The following is a 23063-nucleotide window of genomic DNA, read 5'->3' as shown; positions in this document are numbered from 1 at the left end:
GCATGATCGTCGACATCCATCCCCACGTCATTTCCGATGACGACGGCCGCTATCCGCCCGCGCCGCTGTTCGGCAAACGCTCGGACTGGTCACAGGAGCGGCCTTCGACGGTGGAAACGCTCGTTGCCCAGATGAATGCCGCCGGCGTGGACAAGGCGGCGGTGGTGCACAGTTCGACGACCTATGGGTTCGACAATGCCTATGTGGTCGATGCCTGCAACGCCCATGCCGAACGCTTGCTGGCGGTTGGTTCGGTTGACGTTCGCGCGCCCGACGCAACCACGGTGATTGCAGACTGGGTGAAACGTGGTCTTGGCGGACTGCGCATTTTCACCGGCGGCAGCACCAAGGATTTCGATCCCAGCGAACTGGAAGATGAAGCCGCCTATCCCGCTTGGGAGCTGATGGGCGATCTCGGGTTGGCCATGTGCATTCAGACCGGGCCGATAGGACTGCCGCAGGTTGCCGCGCTTGCCCGCAGGTTCCCAAAAGTGCCGATCATCCTCGATCACCTGGCGCGGCCCGACCCGACCGACGGGCCACCTTATGCCGCGGCGCAGGGGCTGTTTGATCTTGCCGCCCTGCCCTCGATCTATCTCAAGCTGACGCCGCGCATCATGGGCGACAGTGTCAAGGGCAGGGCCGATCCCGCCAGCTGGTTTGGCAAGCTGGTCGAAACGTTTGGCGCGCCGCGCCTGGCGTGGGGCTCGAACTATCCAACTTCGCCCGGGAGCCTGGCTGAGATACGGGCAACGGCCGAAGACCGCCTGACCACGCTGAGCGCAGAGGATCGCAGCTGGATTTTCGGCCGCACGGCCCTGGCGCTCTATCCAAGGCTGGCCTGAGCACGCGCGCTTGACGCACGCCCAACGCAACGCAGCGATGGGGCACCAGTTGCAATCACCGCTGCGCTTGTTTGGATTGGCGCGTCAAGGCGCCGGATTTATGAATGAGGTCAATCCAATTGACCGGGCGAGGGAATAAACGTGGCGCAGATCGTATTCGGCATGGCAGTGCCACATTCGGGGATGTTGGGGCAGACCCCCGACGAGTGGCTGATCAATGCCCCGCGTGACATGGCCAATCCCGAGCTGTGGTATCGGGGCCGTACATGGACGTATCCCGAACTTGAAGCGGAACGCGGCGGCGCCTTCGCGCAATTCCTGACGATCGAGGAACGCACCGCACGCGTCGCGCGATGCAGCGCGGCCTTGGACAAGATGCGGGAAGCCTATGTTGCCGCCGATGTCGATGTCGCAATCATTCTGGGCAAAGACCAGAAGGAAATCTGGCCCGACATGTCGCCCTCGATCGCGGTCTACACCGGCCAGGACGTGCACAACGGACCGCCGCAGCGCAAGGTCTATGCGCCGGACCACCACGTCGTGCACCAGGCCCATCCCGAGCTGGCGACCTATCTGATCCAGGCGTTCCAGGCCAACGGCTTTGACCTTACCGACCTGATCGCCTGGCCAGAAAACGTCTGGATGGAGCGCCAGATGAAGCAGAAGGCCGACTATCCCGTCGTGCCCCATGCCTACAGTTTTGTTTATCACCAGATCATGGGGGACAATCCACCGCCCCACGTGCCGGTACTGATGAACCTGTTCTATCCGCCCACCCAGCCTTCGATGCAGCGCTGCATCGATTTCGGCCGCGTGCTGCGCGATGCCCTGCTCGCCTGGCCGGCCGACGTGCGGGTGGCGGTGATTGCCAGCGGAGGCCTCACGCATTTCGTCAATGACGAGGAATTCGACCGCAAGGTCATCAAAATGCTGGGCGAATACGACTACGAGGGTCTCGCTGCCATTCCCGACTCTTATTACCAATCGGGTACGTCCGAGATCAAGATCTACTCCACCGTGATGATGGCCCTGCAGCACACCGGCGCCGAGATGACGCTGGTGGACTACGTGCCGTGCTGGCGCACCGCCGCCGGCACCGGCGAGGGCATGGGCTTCATGTACTGGGCGGCCAACTAGACAAGAAAGACACTGAGATGAGCGATATCCGCCTGAACGGCATCATCCGCGCCTTTGAAGCAGGCAAGCCGGCGTTCACCTGCTTTGCCAAGCTCGACAAGCAAAGCGCGACCGAACTTACCGACGCCCCCTATGATGGGGTGGTCTACGAGATGGAGCACAACCCCTACGACGTGGCCGCCTTGGGCGACTGCCTGCAGTACATGTTGAACCGCAAGGCAATCGCCGCCAGCGGATCGGTCGCTCCTTCGGTTACCCCGATCGCGCGCATTCCCGCCAATGGCGCGGAAATGAACCAGTTTCAGGCTAAGCAAGTGCTGGATCGCGGCGTTTATGGCGTGATCGTGCCGCACGTGTGGACCGCCGAACAGGCCTATAACGTCGTCGCATCGTGCCGCTATGCCCGACCCAAGGGCGCCGCGCTTTACGAACCCAAGGGACTGCGCGGCGACGGCCCGGCCACGGCCGCGCGCTATTGGGGCGTCTCGCAGACGGAATACTATACCAAGGCAGACGTCTGGCCGCTCGCCCCGCATGGCGAGATCGTGGTCGGCCTGATGATCGAAAGTCCCGAGGCGATCGAAAACCTCGACGATATCCTGGCCAATGTGCCGGGGATCGGCTTCTGCCTGATCGGCGAAGGCGACCTTTCGCAGGCGCTGGGATATCCGCGGCAATACGACCATCCCGAAGTGCTGGACGCCATGGCCCGGATCGTGGCCACCTGCCACAAGCACAAGGTTGTGGTCGGGCATCCGCACGTTGGCGCCAAGAACGTCGACCGGCTCATCCAGGAAGGATTCCGCTTCCTGATGTCGGCGCCCTCGCGATCGTATGGCGTGGTGGGCCAGGGCCGCGAACTGGCGGGGTATTGAACCATGAATGGCGCCAACGCTCTGGTAAAAACGCTCGCCGAAACCGGCGTCGAGATCTGCTTCGCCAATCCCGGCACATCGGAAATGCACTTTCTCGCGGCATTGGACGACCCCCGGATCAAGTCGGTCCTGTGCCTGTTCGAAGGGGTCTGCACCGGCGCCGCCGATGGCTGGTACCGGATGCGCGACAAGCCGGCATCCACGTTGCTTCATCTCGGTCCCGGCCTCGCCAATGGCCTGGCCAACATCCACAATGCCAAGCGCGCCGCCAGCGGGATGGTCAACATCGTGGGCGAGCATTCGGCAAGGCACCTGAAGTACGACCCGCCGCTGACGTCCGACATCGAAGGCCTTGCCCGCCCGCTAAGCCATTGGGTGAGGCGCGCGGAAAGCTCGACCAGCATCGTCTGGGACACGGCCACCGCCGTTGCCAAGGCGTCGGAGCATCCTGGCCAGATCGCCACGCTCATCCTGCCGGGCGACACCGCGTGGCAGGATGCCGGCAACAGTTCTGCCCCCAGCATCCCTGCAGCAGCGCGCAAGGCGCCTGACCAGGCCAGGGTCGAAGCGATCGCCAAGGCCTTGCGTTCAGGCGAGCCGGCCATGTTGATCCTTGCCAACAAGGCCACCCGCACCGCGCCGCTCGAACTGGCCGGCAAGATTGCGGCAGGAACCGGATGCAGACTGGGCTCGCAATTCTTCACCGCCCGGATCGAACGAGGGGCCGGGCGCGTGCCGCTTGAGCGAATTCCCTATGCCGTGCCGCAGGCGCTCGCATTCCTCAAGGACATCAAGCACATCATCACGCTCGAAACCCGCGAGCCGGTGGCGTTCTTCTCGTATCCCGACCGGCCCAGCCTGATGAAGGCACCCGACGCCGTCGTGCACACGCTCGCCGACGCCGACGAAGACAGCACCCTGGCGCTGGAAATGCTGGTCGAAGCGCTGGGCGTGGAGCGTGCCAGCCTACGGTATCAGTCCGCGGCGCAGGCCATCATGCCCACCGGCAAGCTGGACGCGATCAGCATTGCGCATGCGCTGTGCGCCGGAATTCCGGAAAACGGGATCGTCGTGGATGAATCGCTCACCAGCGGCCGTGAATCGATGAGCTACACCCTGGGTGCGGCCCCGCACGACATGATCAACAACCTGGGGGGATCGATCGGCTACAGCCTTCCGGTGGCGACGGGCACCGCACTGGCCTGCCCGGATCGCCGAACGCTGTGCCTCGTGGGTGATGGCAGCGCGATGTACACGATCCAGGCCTTGTGGACCCACGCGCGAGAGCAGTTGCCCATCACCACCGTGGTGTTCGCCAACAACAGCTACAACATCCTCAAGGCCGAATACGCGAACATGGGGGCCGGGGCTGCGCCTGGCGCACGCGCGCTCGGCATGATCGACATCGATCGACCGACGATCGACTGGCTGGCCATGAGCCAGTCGATGGGCGTGCCGGGCGTGCGGGTCGAAACTGCGGAACACTTTGTCCAAGCCCTGCTCGACGCCAATCGCGAAGCCGGCCCCCGGCTGATCGAAGTCAAGCTATACTGAACAGGATCGAGTTCATGTTGACCCTGAAGGCAAATATCGAAGCCTACCCGCAAACCCTAGCCATCCATGATGGACGCGTGAAGTCGGACCTCTTCCACCTCGACATTTGCGGCCCGGCCAGGGCGCACAACGGTTTCAAGGACATGCTCCGCCACGGCGCCTACGATTGCGGCGAACTGGCAATCGTCACCTATCTGCAGGCGCGCGTCTATGGCAAGCCGTGGGTTGCGCTTCCCGCGCCGATTTCTGGCCGATTCCAGCATCACTGCGCCGGATACAACAAGGAGTTGGGCCACGTTGCCCCCAAGGACATCGAAGGGCAGAAGGTGGGTGTGCGCACCTATGCCCAAACCACCGGCCTGTGGGTGCGCGGCGTGTTGCAGCACGAACATGGCGTCGATCTGGACAAGGTCACGTTCATGACCGTGGGTGAAGGGCACCTGGAGGAATATGCCGATCCGCCCAACTGCATCCGCCTGCCCAAGGGGTCGGACATTGGCCAGATGATGCTCGATGGCGAACTGGTTGCGACACTGCAGGGCGTAGACCTGCCCAAGGACCCGCGCGTGGAGCGGCTCGTGCCCGATCCCTACAACGCAGCCAAGACTTGGTACGCGAAAAGCGGCATCGTGCCGATCAACCATCTGTTTGTCGTGCATGCCGACATTGCGCGCGAACAGCCCGAGGTGGTTCGCGACCTCTATCGCATGATCGGAGAAAGCCGCGATCTGACCGAAGGAGGGCTCCCCGCTCCGTTTCCGCCGATGGGCTTCGAGGCCAATCGCGCAGGAATAGAACTGGCTATCCAGTTGGCCTTCGAACAACACATCATTCCGCGCTTGCTCAGCATCGATGAACTGTTTGCCCCTGCCATGCAGGCCTTGAATTGATCGCGTGTGACGAGCAAATCGCATTCGTTCGCCTTCAGGCAATACCGTAGCTTCTGGATTGCCCGGTTCATGTCCATGCTGTCGCAAAACAGCACCAGCGTGGCGATCGGATGGCAAGTCTTCGCCATCGCCCGCGCCGATATGAGCCTGAAGGGTGCGGCTGCTCAGTTGGGCACCGTGGGGCTGGTCCAGTCCATGCCAATCGCATTCCTCTCTCTTCACGCGGGCGTGATTGCAGATCGCCATGATCGGCGGTTCATCGTCGGCATCTGCTTGGCCATCCAGACTGGGCTGGTCGGTACACTAGCGCTGCTGGGGGCCACCGGTCGCATTTCGCTGGCGGACATTTTTTGCGAATGTCGCAGTACAGGGTGTCGCGCGGGCGTATTATCTACCTGCAATCAACGCGCTCGGCCCCAGTTACGGTCCTAAAGATGTGCTGCCACGGGCCGCGGCCTTTTCCACGCTCGCCGGCCGCTGTGGCGGCATCGCCGGGCCGGTGTTAGGCTGCTCGCTCTACACTCTGTCGCCTGTGGCGTGCAACGTTCTGGTACTGGTGTTTGCGTTGGCATTGATCGTCTCGCTAGGCGCAAGCCCCGCGCCCTTTCTCCGGTGCGGGCAGGATCGTGGCAGCAAATCTGCGAAGGACTGCGCTTCGTCCGGCACAATCCTGTCCTTCTCGGCGCTATCTCGCTTGACATGATCGCGGTTTTGGTTGGCGGCGCCACCACGCTACTGCCAGTATTTGCTCGAGAAATCCTGTATACGGGCGCCAGTGGCGCTGGGGTATTGCGTGCGGCGCTCTCATCAACGGCTTGTGTTTCACCGCTTGGCCGATCCAACGTCATTCTGGCGGCAGCATGTTTAGTCCCAGCATGTGATGGCCAGGTTTGACGATAAAGATGTCAGGCTTTGATTTCCAGAGTTCCTCGACAGCTTCTTAGGGGGTTCGGAACTTGAGTACCTTGAGCTGCTTGGCGAAGTTGTAAGCAATCAGCCAGTCGGCGACGTGTCGTCGCAGTTCCTGGATCGATGCGAAATGGAAGGATTTGGTGGTCGCTTCCTTGATTGTCCTGACCATCCGTTCGGCCTGGCCGTTGATCTATGGGTGATACGGCTTGGTGAGGCGATGCTCGATGCCGTTGTCTTGGCAGGAGCGACCGAAAATGTGGCCAATCCACGTGTGCGACACGCCTTGGTACCGATCGACGAACTGCACACCGTTGTCGGTCAGGATGGTGTGGATCGGATAAGGCACTGTCTTGATGAGCACCTTGAGGAACGCGGCAGCCGCCAGCTTGGTCGCTCGGCGAAAGATACGGGCGAAGACCAGCTTCGAGGTTCGGTCGACCGCAACGAAGAGGAAGCCTTTCCCGCCCTCATATCGCAACTCGGCGATGTCGAAATACCCGATCTCGTAACCTTTGAACTTCTTGGGCTTCTCGCGGTCGGCCTTGGGCAGGCGGCTGATGCCGTGACGCTGCAGACAGCGATGTAGGGACGAACGCGTCAACTGCGGGATCACATCCTTCAGCGCGACGAAGACGTCATCCAGTGGCAGCCGGGCCTGCACGCGCAGCGCCACGATGGCGGCTTCTTCCATCGGCGAGAGTACCGTGCTGCGGCGTTCCTTCGGCCCCATCGGCATATCTTCCACAGACCGTCGATGCCGCCACTTCAAGACTGTTTTCTCGTTGATCCCGTACCGCTTCGCGAGGCTCGCGACCGAAGCTTGCGATCGCTGTAGCTCGCCTCGAATGGCATGCGTGGTCTTGGCGCTGTCGTGAAGAATCTGGCCCATAGTTCCCTTCGCTGCGATGGCGATAAATCTACACCATCACATGCTGGGACCAAACACCTAACTAAACCTCGGACACGCCGTTCATCAGATTACGGCCCAGTTCCGCAGACGTCGCGCCCGTCCAGGCCTTGATGCCCCGGCAAGCGCTCGATGCCTCTGCGTATCCCAATTGCTCCGCAAGCCGGGCTACCGGGACCTGACCCCTTGCGCACAGTTCACGCGCCCTTCTCTCACGCTCGTCGCGAACGATCGCGCGTAGGCTGGTGCCACTGAGCGCCAGTTTGCGCTGCAGCGTTCTCTCCGCGAGCCCCACTGCCTTGCCGATGGTCGCCAGCGTCACAGGCTCAGTACCGAGGCGTGCGGCGACCGCGGCCTGCACGCGCTCGACGAGGAACGCGGGCAATCCGCGATCTTCCATCAGGTCGCTCAGATGGCGTTGCATGAACGGAAAGAACACCGCCGACGCGGCATCGCGAAAGGTCGTGCCGGCGTCGTCATTGTCGATCAGGATGCGGTTGGTCTCCTGCCCGAAATAGATCGGGGCCTTGAAGAACTGGCGGAGCGGCGAGACATCGTCCGGCGCGGAATCTTCGAAATGGATTTCACTGGGGTGCCAGTGTGGCCCGAGCCGCAGGCGCAGCCAGCAGATCGTGGCGCCGATGGTAAAGAGCGCATCCTGCCGCCGTAGTCCGCGCAGATTGCGCGCGCGAACCCGGTACGACCAACTGAACAGAGCCTTGTCCTGCTCGCAGATCGCGTCGGTGCCCTCCTGCCACGCGCCGAGGAAAGCACTCAGATGCGCAAACCCATCGGCAATGCTCGATGCCGTGCTGAACAGCACCCCCAGCGGCCCCAGCGCGCTGGGTTGGAAGCGGCGGCACAGTTCGAGGCCAAGATTGGGCTCATCGTGGCGTTGGGCGGCGCCTTCGAAAAAAGCGAGGTAATCGCGCAGCGGGATCCAGGCATAGAGATCATCGGATGCCGGCGCATGGGTCGAGGCAGGCGCTCGGCCTTGCGCCACGGCCCAGTCGCGTGTGGCAGCAGTGACCGAATGGAGAACGCTGCTCCGCACCCGGGGTTCTGCTTCGGACGATCGTGCCATCGGCTCTTTGGCTCCCTCGCGGCCGGAGCGGCGCGCTGCGGGATCCCTAGCTTCGCGCGGCTTTCATCGCTGAGCTAGGACGACTGGCGCATTTAGTCAATATATTGGCGTATTTTGACAACTGGATTGGCGCTGATCCATGTACCTTGAACACATCAGGACCAAGAATGAAGAAATGAATTCTCGAAAATAATGTCTCGAAAATTTGCGCAAGATCTGGCTCGAAGGAGGCTTGATGCGCAATTCCTGCCGGACAACCTAAAATAACCGGCATGATAAAATCAGTTCAGGAGGAAAACAAAAACTGCAAGCATGAGGGAAACGTCCATGAAGCGCATCTTCTTCTTTTGCACATCTGCTCTCACGCTGTGGTCTGGCCCAGCCTTTGCCCAGCAAACTGCGGACGGAGCAAACCAGTCCCAGCCCTCCGGTTCGGAAAGCGACGGCGAGATTGTTGTCACCGCCACGCGTTCGGCGCAGGTAGCCAGCCGCGTTCCGATCAGCATCAGCGCCTACAACCAGGCCTCGCTCGACAAGACCGGCGTTCGCGATGTCGGCGGCATCGTCGCACAGACTCCGGGCCTCGTGTTCCAGACCACCAGCCGCGCCACGAACATCGCCATCCGCGGCATCAGCTCCACCGCCGGGGCGGCCACGACCGGAATCTACATCGACGACACCCCGATCCAGATCCGCTCGCTTGGCTATGGCGGTGGCAATGCCTATCCGATCATCTTCGATCTCGACCGGGTCGAAGTCTTGCGCGGCCCGCAAGGCACACTGTTCGGCGCCGGATCGGAAGGCGGCACGGTGCGCTTCATCACGCCCAAGCCCGACATGACGCGCCAAAGCGGCTATTTGCGCAGCGAGGTGGCGTTCACCGAGAGCGGCGCCCCGTCCTATGAGGCGGGAGCGGCGCTCGGCGGCCCGCTGGTTGCCGACAAGATCGCCTTTCGCGCCAGCGGCTACTATCGCCGCAATGGTGGCTACGTCGATCGGCGCAACTTCGATACCAAGGCGACCGTCAGCCAAAACGACAACTGGGAGCGCAGCTACGCCGGCCGCCTCGCCCTGGCCTTTGCACCGATCGAGACGCTGACGATCACGCCTTCAATCTTCTATCAGAACACCTACTCGCACGGATCGTCGTTCTACTGGGATTCCCTCTCCGATCCCAGTGCGCACCGCTACATCAACGATCAGCCGGGCGCCGAGCCTTCCCACGACGAATTCTACCTGCCCGCGCTCAACGTCGATTACGACATGGGGCCGGTGCGCCTGGTTGCCAATGCCTCCTACTTCGACCGCAGCACCCGCAATACGGTCGACTATACGACCTTCAACCAGAGCCTGTTTACCGGCATTTCGCTGCCGACCATTCCCGGGCAGCATGCCGAAAGCAATTACCGTAACAGCCAGAAGAACTACACCGGCGAGTTGCGGCTGCAATCGAACGATACGGACGCGCGGCTGCGCTGGGTGGTGGGCGGCTTCTGGTCGCGCAACCGGCAGACTGCGCTGCAACAAGTCTCGGACACCTACTTCCCGGCCTATATCCTGAGCGCATTTGGCGTCCCCTACACCGTGATCTTCGGCCAGTCGCTGATCGATGGTCGCCTGATCTACGACCAGGCAACCCGTTCGGTCGATTCCCAGTACGCCGTCTTCGGGGAAGCCACCTACCGCCTGATCGAAGGCCTCACTTTCACCGCCGGGCTGCGCTACAGCCACACGAAGTTTGAGATTTCGGCGATGGCGCAAGGTCCCGTGGTCGGCCCGAAGACCGTCGACTCCGGGGTCCAGAAGGAGAACCCGCTGACGCCCAAATTCGGCTTGAATTACCAGGCGGACCGCAACAACCTCGTCTATGCAACCGTCTCCAAGGGCTTTCGGCCCGGTGGCTACAATCCGGCGGTCGGGCTACCGTGCAGCGGCAACCTCGCCAGCCTGGGCCTGACCGACCGTCCGGCGCTCTACAACTCGGACTCGGTGTGGAGCTATGAAGTCGGATCGAAGAACAAGGCGTTCGGCGGCAAAGTCCAGCTGGCGGCCAGCGCCTACCAGGTCAACTGGAACAACATCCAGCAGAACGTATTCCTCAACAGCTGTGGCTTCCAGTTCACCGGCAACCTCGGCTCGGTGCGCAGTCGTGGCTTCGATCTCGACGTGCAGGTGAACGTAACGCCGGACCTGCTGGTTTCGGCAGCGGTCGGCTATACCAACGCCACGTTCCAGAAGACCGTGTTCGCCGGCCCAAGCGCAACCAGCGCGGTGGTGAGCGCCGGCGATGCCGTGGTGGCGCCGCCGTGGACCGTGGCGCTGCACAGTGAATACACCCGCCGTGTGCTTGGCGGACACGAAGGCTACCTGCGTCTCGACTACAACTTCAAGAGCCATCAGGCCGCGATCACCCCCAGCCTCAATCCTGCCAACGGCACAGCCGACCCCACGATCGGCAACGTGCCCGCCACGCACCTGCTGTCGCTGCGCACGGGCCTGCGGCTCGATGGCATCGATGTGTCGGCGTTCGTCAACAACCTGCTCGACGAAAACGCTTGGATCGCCCGCCAGCGCGACAACACACGCTCCTCGCTATACCGTTCCATGTCCAACCGTCCCCGTACCTGGGGCATGACCGCGTCCTACCGCTTCTGACGCCGCGTCCGGCCCCCGTGGCCGGACAGCGGACCACCGACCGCAGAAAACACGGATCAAGGACCATCTGCATGGAACGATCGCAAGCCAGGATGCACGACGCGCCCCACGACCGGCTGACAGGTTCGATCGGCGTGGGCCACATCGTCTTCTTCGTTGTCGCCGCCGCGGCGCCGCTGACCTCGGTGGTCGGCGCATCGCCCGCCGCCTTCGCCTTCGGCAACGGCGCCGGGGTACCGGGGACCTATCTTGTTGCGGGCCTGCTATACCTGCTCTTTTCGGTGGGCTTCACCGCAATGAGCACCCGCATCCATTCGACCGGCGGGTTCTTCCAATACATCACAGTGGGCCTTGGCGGGCGTATGGGCGCAGCCGGCGCAATGGTCTCCATCGCTACCTACTCAGCGATCCAGTTGTCGATACTTGCGCTGGCCGGGGTCTACATCGGCGATGTCGCAGGCCCACTCGGCCTGACGCTGCCATGGTGGGCCTGGGCCGGGGCGATCGTCGCCGTGGTGATGCTCGTCGGTCGCCGCCATGTCGAGCTGAGCGGCAACATCCTGGGTGTCTGCATGGTAGCCGAGATCGCGATCCTGCTCCTGCTCGATCTCGGCAGCCTCCTGCACGCCGGGTCACACGGGGTCAACCTCGACATCTTTGCGCCGGGTATCGTGCTGGGCAAGGGACTGGGCGTGTCGATGGTCTTCGTGATCGGATCGTTCATGGGCTTCGAGGCCACCGCGCTGTTCGCCGAAGAGGCGCGCGAGGCAAGGACGAGCATCCCGCGCGCCACCTACCTCGCCGTCGGGGGGATCATGGTCTTCTATGCCTTTTCGACCTGGTCGATCACCCAGTACTACGGCCCCGACCGGGTGACGGCGATCGCCGCCAGCGGGCTCGACAGGTTCTATTTCCGCGCCGCCGAAGACGTGCTCGGCGGGTGGGCGACCGCGCTCATGCGCGCCCTGCTGATCGTCAGCCTGTTCGCCTGCGCGCTTTCGCTGCACAGTTCCATCAACCGCTACCTGCTGGCACTCGCCCGCGACGGCCTATTGTCACGCGCACTCAGCAGAGTCGATCCGGCGCACGGCGCGCCGATCGCCGCCGGCAAAGTCCAGGCTGCCATGGCCAGCGCCCTCGTTGGCGGCGCAGCATTGCTGCGGGTGGATCCCTATGCGGTGGTCTTCGGCTGGGCCTCGGCCTTCGCGGTCATGGGCATCCTGGCGATCCAGGTGGTAGTCTGCGTTGCGATCATACGCTTCTTCCGGAACCTGCCCGACCGCCCCCCACGCTGGGTGGCACTGGTTTCCCCGGCCCTCGCCGGCCTCGGCCTCGCGGCCTGCCTTGCCTGCGTGATTGCCAACCTTCCCCTGCTCGCCGGCAGTGACAGCCCTGCCCTGCATTCCTTTCCGGCCGTGCTCGCATTGATCGGACTGGCTGGCGCATGGCGCGCCCACGCCTGCCGGCGCGCTCGCCCAGGGCGGGATGCCGCCCTACGACTTCTTGGAGACGAAGCATGAACTTGCCACTTGCCAACGCCCCCGGGCCAGACAACCTCTGGAAGCGCCTCGACGCGCCCAACTACTATCGGGCCACCCAGAAGTACGACCTATCGTTCCCGATGCTCGAGGAAGATCTCGACGTCGACGTGGTGGTCATCGGCGGCGGCTTCTCGGGGATCAACACCGCGCTCGAACTGGCCGAGAAGGGCATCACCGACATCGCCGTGCTCGAGGCCAGGGTGCTCGGCTATGGCGGCACGGGCCGCAACGGCGGGCAGGTCATGGCTGGCATCGGCCACGACATCAACGCGGTCTCGCGCCATGTCGGCCCGCAAGGCATGGAGACGCTGTTCCACATCGCGACGCTGGGCGCCGGGGTGATCCGCGAGCGCATAGCACGCTATGGCATCGATGCCGACTTGTGCCGTGGCTATGGCTACCTCTCGGTCAATGCGCGCCAGACCCGCACTCTGCACAAGTGGTTGAGCGAATTCGTCGAAGCCGAACCGGACGAGGACATCGAACTGCTCCAAGGCACCGACGTGCACACGGTGATCGGCTCCGATCGCTACGACGCGGTGATCAAGCACATGGGCGGTGGCCATGTCCATTCGCTCAACCTCCTGCTCGGCGAGGCCAAGGCACTGGCGGGCCACGGCGCACGCATATACGAGCACAGCACGGTGCAGTCGGTCGATTACGGCCCGCGCATTACCGTGCGCACGCCCAAGGGCACCGTGCGCGCCAACAAGGTGCTGTGGGCGTGCGACAGCTTCCTCGACAAGCTGGAGCCGGCGATCCACGCCAAGACCATCAACACCTATTCGTTCCAGGTCGCCACGCAGGAACTTTCGCCGGAAATCGCCGAGCGCATCAGCCCGATCCGCGGCGCGTTCAGCGACATCAGCCCGGTGATCAACTATTTCCGCGTGACCAACGAGAACCGCCTGCTGTTCGGCTCGGCGACGCGCTGGCTGGAATACGTCCCGCGCGATTTCGCCGCGTGGAACCGCAAGCTGATGTTGGAGATCTTCCCGTTCCTGGCTGACACGGCGATTGACTTTGCCTGGGGCGGGCCGATGGCCTGCAGCGCCAACCTGTTCCCCCAGATCGGCACTTTGCCCGGCCGTCCCAATGCCTTCTACGTCCAGGGCTATTCGGGCTTCGGCGTGACCCCCTCGCACATCGTCTGCAAGGTGCTGGCCGAAGGCATGAGCGAAGGCTCGGCCCGCTACGACCTGATCCGCTCGATCCCCCACGCCGCGATTCTCGGCAAGGATCAGTTCGCCCCCGCGCTGCTGAGCGCCGCCAAGACCTGGCACCAGCTCGCTGGCTATTTCAACGGTCGCCGCTGAACCGCCCTTTCCAGGAGAGTTCTACCATGTCGCTGTTCCCCTTTGCCACCGATGCCCACCCCGACCTCGACCCCTGGGGCACGGTGGTCGACCTCGGGTCCGAACTGCTCGCCGGCGACGGCGCGGCCTTCGGCAAGATCACTGCAGGAACCCCGGAGGCACCGTTCCACGCCGCGTATTTCGGCGTCAGCCGCAGCCGGTTCCGGATGACCTATCCGTTCAACGAACACGCCGTCGTGGTCGCCGGCACGGTATCGCTGACCAACGAGGCCACCGACGAAACCCGCACTTTTACCGCGGGCGAAGGCTGGTTCGTCGAGAAGGGCACCGCGATCGTGTGGGATGTGCAGTCCGACCTGTTCGTCAAGCATTACCTCGCCGTCGCCTGATCCGCACCCCCTCGTCTCAAGGACACTTGCGCCATGTCGCGATACCCTCTCGTCAAAACCGTGCTGGCCCTTCTTGCCACCGCCGCAGCCACCGGTGCCGGCAGCGCCTACGCCCAGCTTGCCGCCGCCGGGGTGGTGGCGCCCCCGCCGCCTGCCGACCTGGTCCTCTATAACGGCCACGTGTTGACGCCTTCGGGCTGGGCCAGCGCGGTGGCGTCTAGCCACGGTGCCATCGTCGCGCTGGGTGATGATGCACGCGCCAAGGCCAGTGCCGCCGCCAACGCGCGGATGATCGACCTGCACGGCCAGACCGTCCTACCCGGCCTGCACGACATGCACGTCCATCCGATGTCCGCCGGCACGGCCGAAATGCAGTGCCAGATCGCGCCGGACAGCACGATGGAGCGCCTGCTCGCCACGACCGCCGCATGCGTCAAGGCGAAGAAGCCGGGCGAATGGGTCGTGGGGCGGGCCTATGAACCCGCTGCGCTGGGGGCAGCACCGAACAAGGCCCTGCTCGACGCCATCGCCCCGAACAACCCGGTCATCCTCACCGATGTCTCGATCCATGCCTCGTGGGTCAACAGCGCGGCGCTGCGGCTGGCCGGAATTAACCGCGACACGCCCGACCCCAAAGGCGGGGTGATCGATCGCGACGCGCGTGGCGAGCCCACCGGCGTCCTGCGCGAAGCCGCAGCCTTCCTTGCCCGCGAAAAAGTCCCCGCCGCCAGTCGGACCGACAATGTCCGGGCCCTGCAGTGGGCGCTCGACAAGATGATGTCGTATGGCATCGTCGCTTTCGACGATGCGCTGGTCACCACCGATGTCGCCCAAGCCTATGCCGACCTTGCCGACGCCGGCAAGCTCAAGCCATTCGTTCGCGGCTGCCTGATCTCCACCGATCCGCACGTCATCACGTATCGCCAGGTCTATGCCCGCGCGCGTTTCGCACCGACGTGCATCAAGATCCTGACCGACGGCGTGCCCAACGACAGCCACACCGCCGCCATGCTCGATCCCTATCGGCAGGATCCCGGCGTACCGCACGACGACCGGCCCAACGGCTTGCTGATGATACCCCCGGCCCAATTGGCCCGCGACGTCATCCGCTACGATGCCATGGGCTTCACCGTGAAGCTGCACGCCGCGGGCGACGCGGCGGTGCACGAAAGCCTCGAGGCCATTGCCGCAGCGCGCAAGGCCAACGGCTTCTCCGGCCTGCTGCACGACGTCGCCCACAACAGCTTCGTCACTCCCGGCGATTTCGTGCGCGCGCGCGATATCGGCGCCACGCTGGAGTTCTCGCCCTATATCTGGTTCGATTCCCCAATCGTGCGGGGCGTGCAGCAAGCCGTCGGCCCCGAGCGCATGAAGCGCTGGATCCCGGTCAAAGAGGCACTCGACGCCGGGGTATTCGTCATCCCCGGATCGGACTGGAATGTCGTGCCCTCGGTCAATCCGTGGCTGGCGATGGAGACGCTGGTCACCCGGCGCGGCCCGGGCGGCAGTGGCGAGCCGGTTGGCCTCGCCGAGGCGATCACCCTGCAGCAGGCCTTCGATCTGTTCACGATCAATTCCGCCCGGCACATGAACGCGGCCGACCGCAGCGGAACGATCGAGATCGGCAAGCGTGCCGACCTCGTTGTCGTCGACCGCGATATCTTCGCAGTACCCATCACCCAGATCCACGACACAAAGGTACTGATGACGATCATTGAAGGCGAGGTGGTTTACACACAACCGGCCGCCTGAAGGAAAGCTACCGCGAGGAGGTGCGCAAGTGCAATGCATCCGAACGCCGCACCGCTTGGTAGCTTTTGCGAAACGGTGATGCAAATCAGCGATTCCCAGCCGTTTGGACTCGAACCTGTCCAATAATAAGTTCCAGGGTATCGAAGAGGGTATCGCTTCTGGACGTCCTCCAAAACAGCAGTTTTCTGCGAGAAATGTGAGTGTTTTTGAGTCCTCTCTTGGCTCTGGTCGTAATCAGAGCGTCACCAACCCCATCCTCCGCGTCTCCGATTGCAAAAACGGTTCCACGCGGGGGCGCGAAGGGGGGCGCTATTGACCCCGCCCCCTCCTCGCAAGCCCGCTACTCCCCCCGATCCCGCCTGTCCCGGTCGCGCCGGATCTCCCGGTTCACCGACCACAGTTGATAGACTCCAAAGCCAATCGCCACGGCGGCGGTGAAGACGATTTCGATCCAGCCGGTCATGCCACGCTCTCCTGCAGCTGCGCCGCGATGGTCTGCGCGGCAAGGTCGGGGCGTTCTTCGTGGGCGAGGTGACCCAGGTGGGGCAGCACGGTGAGGCGCGCGTGGGGCAGCAGGGCGGCGGCGGCTTCCACGGTGTGGAGCGGCACGGCCACGTCTGCCCGCGCGTGGACCAGGTGCACCGGCATGGCCATGGCCGGCAGGCGGCGGCGCAGCGCGTCCAGATCCCAGCTCGCCATCATTTCCATCGCCCCGGCGCAATGCGCCGGGCAGCCCAGCAGCGCGCGATAGGCGGCAAGGCCCCCCGCATCGATGGTCGATCCCGTGGCGCGCTTGAGGAAGCGCTCCGGCTCTCCGGGCAGGCGCGCGATGCCCGCCAGCAGGCGCGGCACCAGCGGGTTGACGAACAGCATCCGCGCCAGCGAAGGAAACAGCTGCGCTGCCAGCCCCGGAAACGGCATCAGCGCGGGGTTGAAGCCGATCACCGGCAGTGCGCCGCCCGCGTCCTGCGCCCATTGCAGGGCAATCGCCGCTCCGGCGGAATGCCCCGCCACCAACGCGGCCGCCAGGTCCAAAGCGCGCAGCAGATCGGCCAGCGCGCGCGCCATGGCCGGCAGCGTGAGGCCACCCGCCGGGCGCCCACGGGTGAAGCCATGGCCCGGCAGATCGGGCGCGACCACGGTGAAATCACGCGCCAGCACGGGCATCACGCCGCGCCAGCTATGCGTGGCCGCGCCCGTGCCATGGATCAGCAAGACCACCGGGCCGGCCCCCATCACTTGCACGTGCCAGACCAGCCCCGGCGTGGCGACGAAGCGGCTGGCCGCGTGGTGCGGCCAGCAGCGCCCCTCCCCGTCCCAGCGCGGCGCGCCGCTCATGCCCGTGCCCCCGGCCCCGCCGCCGCCACCGCCACTGCGGCGTGCAACGCGCGCGCATCGGCGCAGGGCAGCGGCAGATAGCGCGCGCACATGGCATCGGCCAGCCGTGCCGCCTCGGGCCGGGGGCGCGCCGAAATGTCGATCACCACCGCATCGTGGCCCGCGGTGGCGATCGCGCGCGCGGCGAACAAGGCATCGTCCTGCGCCCGCGCGCGGCCACGCGTGCCGTCGAGGGCCAGGTTGGCGCTGCCATCGGTGAGGAACACCAGCAGCGGCGTTGCCCCCCGCGCGCCCACCGCATCGCCCACCTGCCGCGCCAGGGCCAGGCCGCTGGCCAGCGGCGTGCCGCCCCCGCCGGGCAGCGCCGCCAGCGCGCGCTTGGCGCGGGTGAGCGAGCGGGTCGGCGGCAGCAGCAGTTCCGCCCCCTCGCCATGAAAGGCCACCACCGCCACGTCCGACCGCTTGACATAGGCCTGCGCCAGGATCAGCTCCGCCGCGCCCTTGGCCTCGGCCAGGCGCGACATCGCGGTGGAGCCGGACGCATCCACACAGAACACCGTCACCGTCATGCTGCGTTCTTCAAACCGGCGCACGCGCAAGTCATCGCGGCGAAAGCGGATCGGGCCCGCCCCTTCGGGCGCGGGATCGTCGCGTCGCAGCGGCTGCCACGGGATCGCCGCGCGCAGCGTGTCGACCAGGGCCAGCCGCACCCCGCCGCCCGGCGTACCGGGACGCGCGGCCAAAGGCCGGCCGCGCCGGGCCGAACGCATGCGCCGCCCGGCCCCACCGCCGCTGCCGCGCGCCTGCCGCCCCAGGCCGGCGGCCATGCGATCGAGCACGTCGGGCGGAATCGCCGCGCGTGCGGCTTCCACCACCAGCGCTTCGGGAATGTCGGACGTGGCGCTCTCGCCATCCGCGTCGCCGGCCGTCGGTTCCTCGGCGCGCGCATCGGGGGGCGGCGCGGGCGGCGGCTCTGGCGGCGGGGCGCCGGCTTCGGGCGGCACCTGCGTGGCGCGCGGCGAGAGCACCAGCCGCGCCGCGATCTCTGCATCCGGGTGCCCCACCACCGCCGCGCCCATCAAGGCGGCATGGGCACATGCCGCGGCGCAGGCCTGCAGCTGCGGGCGCATGGACGCGATGCCCAGCGCATCCGCCGTGGCCGCCAGCGCCCCCCGCGCGGCATCGTCAAGCGCCGGCAGCACCGCGCCTTCGCCGCGCCTAGGCCATGGCAAAGGGAGCGGCATGGCCAGGTCGGCCGGCCGCACCGTGGCCAGGCACAGATCAAAGGCAATCCGCTCCATCAGCACAGCTGGCGGGCGCTCATCCCCCGGCGCACCATCATCCAGCAGCACCAGCAAGAAGGCGCCGGCCTGATCTCCGGTCCCGTCCATCGCCTGGGCAACGCGCCCGGCCACATCCGGGCGCAGCCGCTGCGCCATCGGCACCACCAGAACGCCGCCCGCCGCTTCTTCCAGCAAGCCGCGCTGCCGCACCAGCCGGCCCGCCGCCAGGCTCGCCGCGATGTCAGTCCCGCCGCACAGGCGCTGTTCGTCGATATGGCCGGGCAGGCGGCGAAACGGCGTGCCCGGCGGCATCAGCGCCGCCAGCGCGGCCAGCACCCGGTCTGCCGCCGGGCCGCCCCCATGCAGGCACAGGCCACCGAGCGGCGCGGGCGAATGGGCCAGCAGGCGCGCTGCCAACAGCGCATCCGCCAGCGCGCCACTCATGAGCGATACCGGGTCATGCCAGATGCTCAACCAGGGCGCGCTCGATCCGCGCGCTCGATCCGCTTTCGTCCAGCACATCGCGGCGCAGGCGGTGGCGCAGGGCGAGCGGCGCCACCGCGACCAGATGCTCGCGGCGCACCGCCTTGGCCCCCTTTAGCGCGGCATAGGCGCGCGAGGCGCGCATCAGCGTCAGTTCGCCGCGCAAGCCATCCACCCCCACCGCGCTGCACAGGCCCGCGGCATCGGCCATCAGGGCATCGGGCACCTCGATCCTGGCCAGCTTGCGCTGCCCCCGCGCGATCTGCTGCAGCACCTTGTCGTCCTCTTGCGCCCAATGCGCCGCAAACGCGGCCGAGTCGGCATCGTGCGCGGCGCACCGGCGCATGATCTCCACCCGATCCTCGATCGCCTTGGGCGTGCGCACGTCCACCGACAGGCCGAACCGGTCCAGCAATTGCGGACGCAATTCGCCTTCTTCGGGATTGCCACTGCCGATCAGCACGAACCGCGCCGCGTGGCGCACCGAAAGGCCTTCGCGCTCCACCACGTTCTCGCCCGATGCCGCCACGTCGAGCAGCAGGTCGACCAGGTGGTCTTCCAGCAGGTTGATCTCGTCGATGTACAGGAAACCGCGATGGGCGCGCGCCAGCAGGCCCGGTTCATAGACGCGCTCCCCGGTGCGCAGCGCGCGTTCCAGATCGAGTGCGCCAAGCAGGCGATCTTCGGTGGCGCCCAGCGGCAAGTCCACGAACGGCACCGGCCGTTTCACCGCCTTGCCCCCGGTGCAAACGCCGGGACACGCGCCGGCATGGCCCGGCGCACAGCCAAACCGGCAGCCTTCCACCACCTGGATCGGCGGCAACAGCGCTGCCAGGGCGCGCGCGGCGGTGGATTTGCCGGTGCCGCGATCGCCAAACACCATGACCCCACCGATCGACGGATCGACCGCCGCGATCAGCAGCGCGAGCTTCATTTCGTCCTGGCCGACGATCGCAGAGAAGGGGAAGCGCGCCATATGTCCAACACATTGGACATCAATGTGTGTAAGGACAAGAAAAATCGCATGGGCCAGCCGACCGATTTCTCGGGTTGGCGCGAATTGCCCCTAGGCGCGCCGCCGCGAGCGGATGCGCGGCGCCAAAGCATCCAGTGCGTCGCCATTGTCGCGCGCCCAGCCATAGAGCGCTTCGACCGGCTCCACGAAGCGGCGGCCCAGCGCCGTCAGCGCATAATCCACTTCAGGGGGGTTCACCGCATCGCGCACGGTGCGCGCGATCAGGCCGCTTGCTTCCATTTCCCGCACCGTCTGGGCAAACATCTTCTTGGAAATGCCCGGCAGGCTGCGCAGCAGGGCCGCACTGCGCGCCGTGCCACCGTGGCGGGCATGCAGCGTGTGCAGCACCATGCTGGTCCACTTCGTGGCAAACAGTTCCAGGATGCGGCGCGGGGCACAGTCCTCGCGCCATTCCTCTTCCGGGCTGCCCGGTATCACGCCTGCATTCCTTTCGTCTCGGCCCCGTGCCCGCTGGGTGTGGGTGGTCACCAAATGGTGCCTTCTTGGCGCCTTGCCATCCTGATCCCAACTATACGTTTTTGCCCGACAAGGAACCATCGATGACCAAGACTGCCCTTGTGGCCGGGGCCACCGGCATCACCGGCCAGGCCATTGCCGGCCTGCTGCACGCCCGGGGCTGGCGCGTGCTGGGCCTGGCGCGCAATCCCTTGCCGCTGCCCGGCGTCGAACCCGTTGCCGCAGACCTGACCGACAGCGCCGCCACCGCCGCCGCCCTGGCCGGCCACGCGCCCGATGCGGTGTTCATCACCACCTGGCTGCGCCGCCCGACCGAACGGGAAAACATTGCCGTCAACGCCGCCATGGTGCGCAACCTGCTCGACGGGGTGGCGCGGTCGAAGAGTTTGCGCCACGTGGCGCTGGTCACCGGGCTCAAGCACTATCTCGGCCCGTTCGAGGCCTATGGCCAGGGCAACCTGCCCGATACCCCGTTTCGCGAAGACCAGCCGCGCCTGCCGATCGACAACTTCTATTATGCCCAGGAAGACGAACTCTTCGCCGCCGCCGCGCGCGATGGCTTTGCCTGGAGCGTGCATCGCCCGCACACGGTGATCGGCAAGGCCGTGGGCAATGCCATGAACATGGGCACCACGCTGGCCGTCTATGCCACGCTGTGCCGCGAACTGGGCCGCCCGTTCCGCTTCCCCGGATCGGCGGTGCAATGGAACGGCCTGACCGACATGACCGACGCGCGCCAGCTCGCCCACCAGTTGCTGTGGGCCAGCACCACGCCAGAGGCCGCCAACCAGGCGTTCAATTGCGCCAACGGCGATGTCTTCCGCTGGCGCTGGATGTGGCCGCGCCTGGCGCAATGGTTCGGGCTCGACGCGGCCGCGTTCGATGGTACCGTGCGCCCCCTGGCCGATCAGATGGCCGACGATGCCCCGGCCTGGCGCGCCATCGCCGCACGCGAAGGACTGGTCGAACCCGATCTCGCCCGCCTCGCCTCCCCCTGGCACACCGATGCCGATCTGGGCCGCCCGATCGAGGTTGTGACCGACATGGCCCGCTCGCGCGCGCTGGGCTTTGCCGCCTACCAGCGGACCGATGCTGCCTTTTTCGACCTGTTCGGCCAGCTTCGCGCCGAACGGCTGATTCCCTAGGCGCTCAACCCAGCGTATCGCCTGCGGTGGCGCGCGCCTGTTCGGCCAGGATGCCGCGCGTGGCGGCCCAGTAATGCCACGCGGCCCACAGCCCGGTGGGCGCCAGGATCAGCAGCGCCACCCGCAGCGATGCCGCGTCCGCGCCGTGGCCACCGGCCACGTGGTCGCTCACCAGGCCCACGAACTGCGGCGCGATCACCAGGTTGGCGATATTGGCCATCAGCAGCGTCAATGCGCAGGCGGTGGCGCGCATCTGCGCCGGCACGATGTTCTGCAACAGGCCGAACGAGGGGCCGATGTAGAAATACATCGCCGGCACGAACAGCCACAGGCAGGCCTTGGCCACGCCCAGATCATGCGTCCAATAGATGAAGAACGATGGCACGGTGATCACCGCCACGACCACCGCCATCAGGATCAGCACGCGGCGCGGATCGGCCATCACGCGGCTGGCCATCAGCACCGCCGTGGCCACCGTCGCCAGGCTGCCGGCGATCAGGTGCATCGGCCCCAGGATCTCGCCCGCCTGCCCGGCCGAAAGGCCATAGGCGCGTTGCAGATAGGTGGGCGTCCACCACATCAGGCCCCAGCCCCACAGCGCCGTCACCGCCCCGCCCATCATCAGGTGCATGGTGGCGCGCTGGCGCAGCAGGAATGCCAGCGCGCGCCACAACGGCAGGCGCGGCGCGGCCGGCGGCGCATCGGCCGCGCGCGGCGCATCCATGGCCCCACGGCGCGGTTCGCGCACGGTGAAAAAGATCAGCGCCGCCAGCCCCACGCCCGGCACGCCCAGCGCCAGGAACGCATGGCGCCAGCCATACAAATCGGCCACGCGCCCGGCCACGTCCGCCCCGATCCATGCCCCCAGGCATGAACCCAGGGCATAGACCGTCAGCGCCGCCGGCCGCTGCGCCGGGCGGAAGTAATCCGCCAGCATCGAGGTGGAAGGCGGCGTGCCCCCGCTCTCGCCAATCCCCACCCCGATCCGCGCCAGCAGCATCTGGCCAAATGTGGAAGAAAGCCCGGTCAGCACGGTAAGGCCGGACCACAGCAGCAGCGCGCCCGAAATGATGTTGCGCCGGCTGAACCGGTCGGCCAGCGCCGAAACCGGAATGCCGATGGTCACATAAAACAGCGCCAGGGCCACGCCGGTCAGCAGCGCCACGCCCGAATCGGTCAGTTTCAGATCCAGCCGGATCGATTCCATTACCGTGGTGATGACATAGCGATCGGCAATGTTCATCGCATAGACCAGCGACAGCAGCACCAGCACATACCACTGCCGCGCCGCTTCCGCCGCGCTCTGGCCGATCACCGGGGGTGCCGGGGGCAGGATTGCTTCACCATCGCGCATGCTCGTTTCTCCCCGGCGGCCATTTGAATGCAGGCCTGCCCATACACGCATTTTCCCGTCATTCCGAAGCCCGGCCTTGTTGCCCCGGCAAAGCAGCATTCCAAGGTTTTC

Annotated in this window: 19 protein-coding genes and 1 pseudogene; 12 read left to right on the top strand and 8 right to left on the bottom strand. The window is 65.7% G+C overall.

Translation table 11 applies throughout. From position 1 onward, the window contains the following. Positions 1-2 precede the first annotated feature (2 nt). From FHW94_RS19705 to FHW94_RS19680, 6 genes are all read left to right on the top strand, one after another. Complete coding sequence (locus tag FHW94_RS19705; RefSeq protein ID WP_210425765.1) at positions 3-845, top strand: amidohydrolase family protein; 843 nt, start codon at positions 3-5, stop codon at positions 843-845. 141 nt (positions 846-986) lie between these two features. Next, a complete protein-coding gene (locus FHW94_RS19700; protein ID WP_168557536.1) occupies positions 987-1982 on the top strand; it encodes a protocatechuate 3,4-dioxygenase in 996 nt (331 codons plus the stop codon). A 17-nt stretch (positions 1983-1999) separates the two neighbouring features. Beyond that, on the top strand, positions 2000-2857 hold the full coding sequence (locus FHW94_RS19695) for an aldolase/citrate lyase family protein (protein WP_168557535.1): 858 nt from the start codon (positions 2000-2002) through the stop codon (positions 2855-2857). A 3-nt stretch (positions 2858-2860) separates the two neighbouring features. Beyond that, positions 2861-4411 (top strand): acetolactate synthase large subunit, encoded by a 1551-nt coding sequence (locus FHW94_RS19690; RefSeq protein ID WP_168557534.1) that lies wholly within the window; start codon positions 2861-2863, stop codon positions 4409-4411. A gap of 14 nt (positions 4412-4425) precedes the next feature. Beyond that, positions 4426-5301, top strand: coding sequence for a phosphate ABC transporter substrate-binding protein (locus FHW94_RS19685; protein WP_168557533.1), 876 nt, complete (start codon positions 4426-4428; stop codon positions 5299-5301). A 6-nt stretch (positions 5302-5307) separates the two neighbouring features. Then, positions 5308-5733 (top strand): MFS transporter, encoded by a 426-nt coding sequence (locus tag FHW94_RS19680; RefSeq protein WP_349237566.1) that lies wholly within the window; start codon positions 5308-5310, stop codon positions 5731-5733. A 412-nt stretch (positions 5734-6145) separates the two neighbouring features. Here the strand turns inward: FHW94_RS19680 and FHW94_RS19675 are convergent. Next, positions 6146-7102, bottom strand: a pseudogene (locus FHW94_RS19675) (IS481 family transposase). 61 nt (positions 7103-7163) lie between these two features. Then, complete coding sequence (locus FHW94_RS19670; RefSeq protein ID WP_168557531.1) at positions 7164-8204, bottom strand: AraC family transcriptional regulator; 1041 nt, start codon at positions 8202-8204, stop codon at positions 7164-7166. 327 nt (positions 8205-8531) lie between these two features. Between FHW94_RS19670 and FHW94_RS19665 the strand changes: the two genes are divergently transcribed. The 5 genes from FHW94_RS19665 to FHW94_RS19645 all read left to right on the top strand — a co-directional run bounded on the left by FHW94_RS19665 (position 8532) and on the right by FHW94_RS19645 (position 15857). After that, entirely contained in the window at positions 8532-10859 is a 2328-nt protein-coding gene (locus tag FHW94_RS19665) for a TonB-dependent receptor (RefSeq protein WP_168557530.1), read from the top strand. A gap of 71 nt (positions 10860-10930) precedes the next feature. Continuing rightward, positions 10931-12379 carry an APC family permease gene (locus FHW94_RS19660; RefSeq protein WP_168557529.1) on the top strand — a complete coding sequence of 483 codons (1449 nt, stop codon included), beginning with the start codon at positions 10931-10933 and terminating at the stop codon, positions 12377-12379. Next, positions 12376-13716, top strand: coding sequence for an FAD-binding oxidoreductase (locus tag FHW94_RS19655; protein WP_168557528.1), 1341 nt, complete (start codon positions 12376-12378; stop codon positions 13714-13716). Before FHW94_RS19660 ends, FHW94_RS19655 begins: the two co-directional genes overlap by 4 nt. Positions 13717-13742: 26 nt before the next feature. Next, the gene (locus tag FHW94_RS19650; protein ID WP_168557527.1) at positions 13743-14105 is read left to right on the top strand and encodes a cupin domain-containing protein; all 363 of its coding nucleotides are present in this window, start codon (positions 13743-13745) and stop codon (positions 14103-14105) included. Positions 14106-14138: 33 nt separating this feature from the next. After that, positions 14139-15857, top strand: a complete 1719-nt coding sequence (locus tag FHW94_RS19645; RefSeq protein ID WP_168557526.1) for an amidohydrolase — start codon at positions 14139-14141, stop codon at positions 15855-15857. 340 nt (positions 15858-16197) lie between these two features. Here FHW94_RS19645 and FHW94_RS23630 read toward each other — a convergent pair whose 3' ends face one another. From FHW94_RS23630 to FHW94_RS23430, 5 genes are all read right to left on the bottom strand, one after another. After that, a complete protein-coding gene (locus tag FHW94_RS23630) occupies positions 16198-16320 on the bottom strand; it encodes a hypothetical protein (RefSeq protein ID WP_282599604.1) in 123 nt (40 codons plus the stop codon). Beyond that, positions 16317-17195, bottom strand: a complete 879-nt coding sequence (bchO, locus tag FHW94_RS19640) for an alpha/beta fold hydrolase BchO (protein ID WP_168557525.1) — start codon at positions 17193-17195, stop codon at positions 16317-16319. The genes FHW94_RS23630 and bchO overlap by 4 nt, the downstream gene beginning before the upstream one ends. Next, the gene (locus FHW94_RS19635) at positions 17192-18952 is read right to left on the bottom strand and encodes a magnesium chelatase subunit D (protein ID WP_349237565.1); all 1761 of its coding nucleotides are present in this window, start codon (positions 18950-18952) and stop codon (positions 17192-17194) included. The genes bchO and FHW94_RS19635 overlap by 4 nt, the downstream gene beginning before the upstream one ends. After that, positions 18936-19937: a magnesium chelatase ATPase subunit I gene (gene bchI / locus FHW94_RS19630; RefSeq protein ID WP_168557524.1), complete on the bottom strand. Its 1002-nt coding sequence runs from the start codon at positions 19935-19937 to the stop codon at positions 18936-18938. Before bchI ends, FHW94_RS19635 begins: the two co-directional genes overlap by 17 nt. A 90-nt stretch (positions 19938-20027) precedes the next feature. After that, positions 20028-20414 (bottom strand): helix-turn-helix domain-containing protein, encoded by a 387-nt coding sequence (locus FHW94_RS23430; RefSeq protein ID WP_168557523.1) that lies wholly within the window; start codon positions 20412-20414, stop codon positions 20028-20030. Between the two features lie 122 nt (positions 20415-20536). Between FHW94_RS23430 and FHW94_RS19620 the strand changes: the two genes are divergently transcribed. Then, positions 20537-21598 (top strand): SDR family oxidoreductase, encoded by a 1062-nt coding sequence (locus FHW94_RS19620; RefSeq protein WP_168557522.1) that lies wholly within the window; start codon positions 20537-20539, stop codon positions 21596-21598. 4 nt (positions 21599-21602) lie between these two features. Here the strand turns inward: FHW94_RS19620 and FHW94_RS19615 are convergent, their stop codons facing one another. Beyond that, positions 21603-22952 carry an MFS transporter gene (locus tag FHW94_RS19615; RefSeq protein ID WP_168557521.1) on the bottom strand — a complete coding sequence of 450 codons (1350 nt, stop codon included), beginning with the start codon at positions 22950-22952 and terminating at the stop codon, positions 21603-21605. Between the last annotated feature and the right edge of the window lie 111 nt (positions 22953-23063).

The sequence above is a fragment of the Novosphingobium sp. SG720 genome, from assembly GCF_012275365.1.
Classification (GTDB): Bacteria; Pseudomonadota; Alphaproteobacteria; order Sphingomonadales; family Sphingomonadaceae; genus Novosphingobium; species Novosphingobium rhizosphaerae.
Note: the sequence above shows the minus strand (reverse complement) of the source record. Positions and strands in the feature narration are given on the sequence as shown.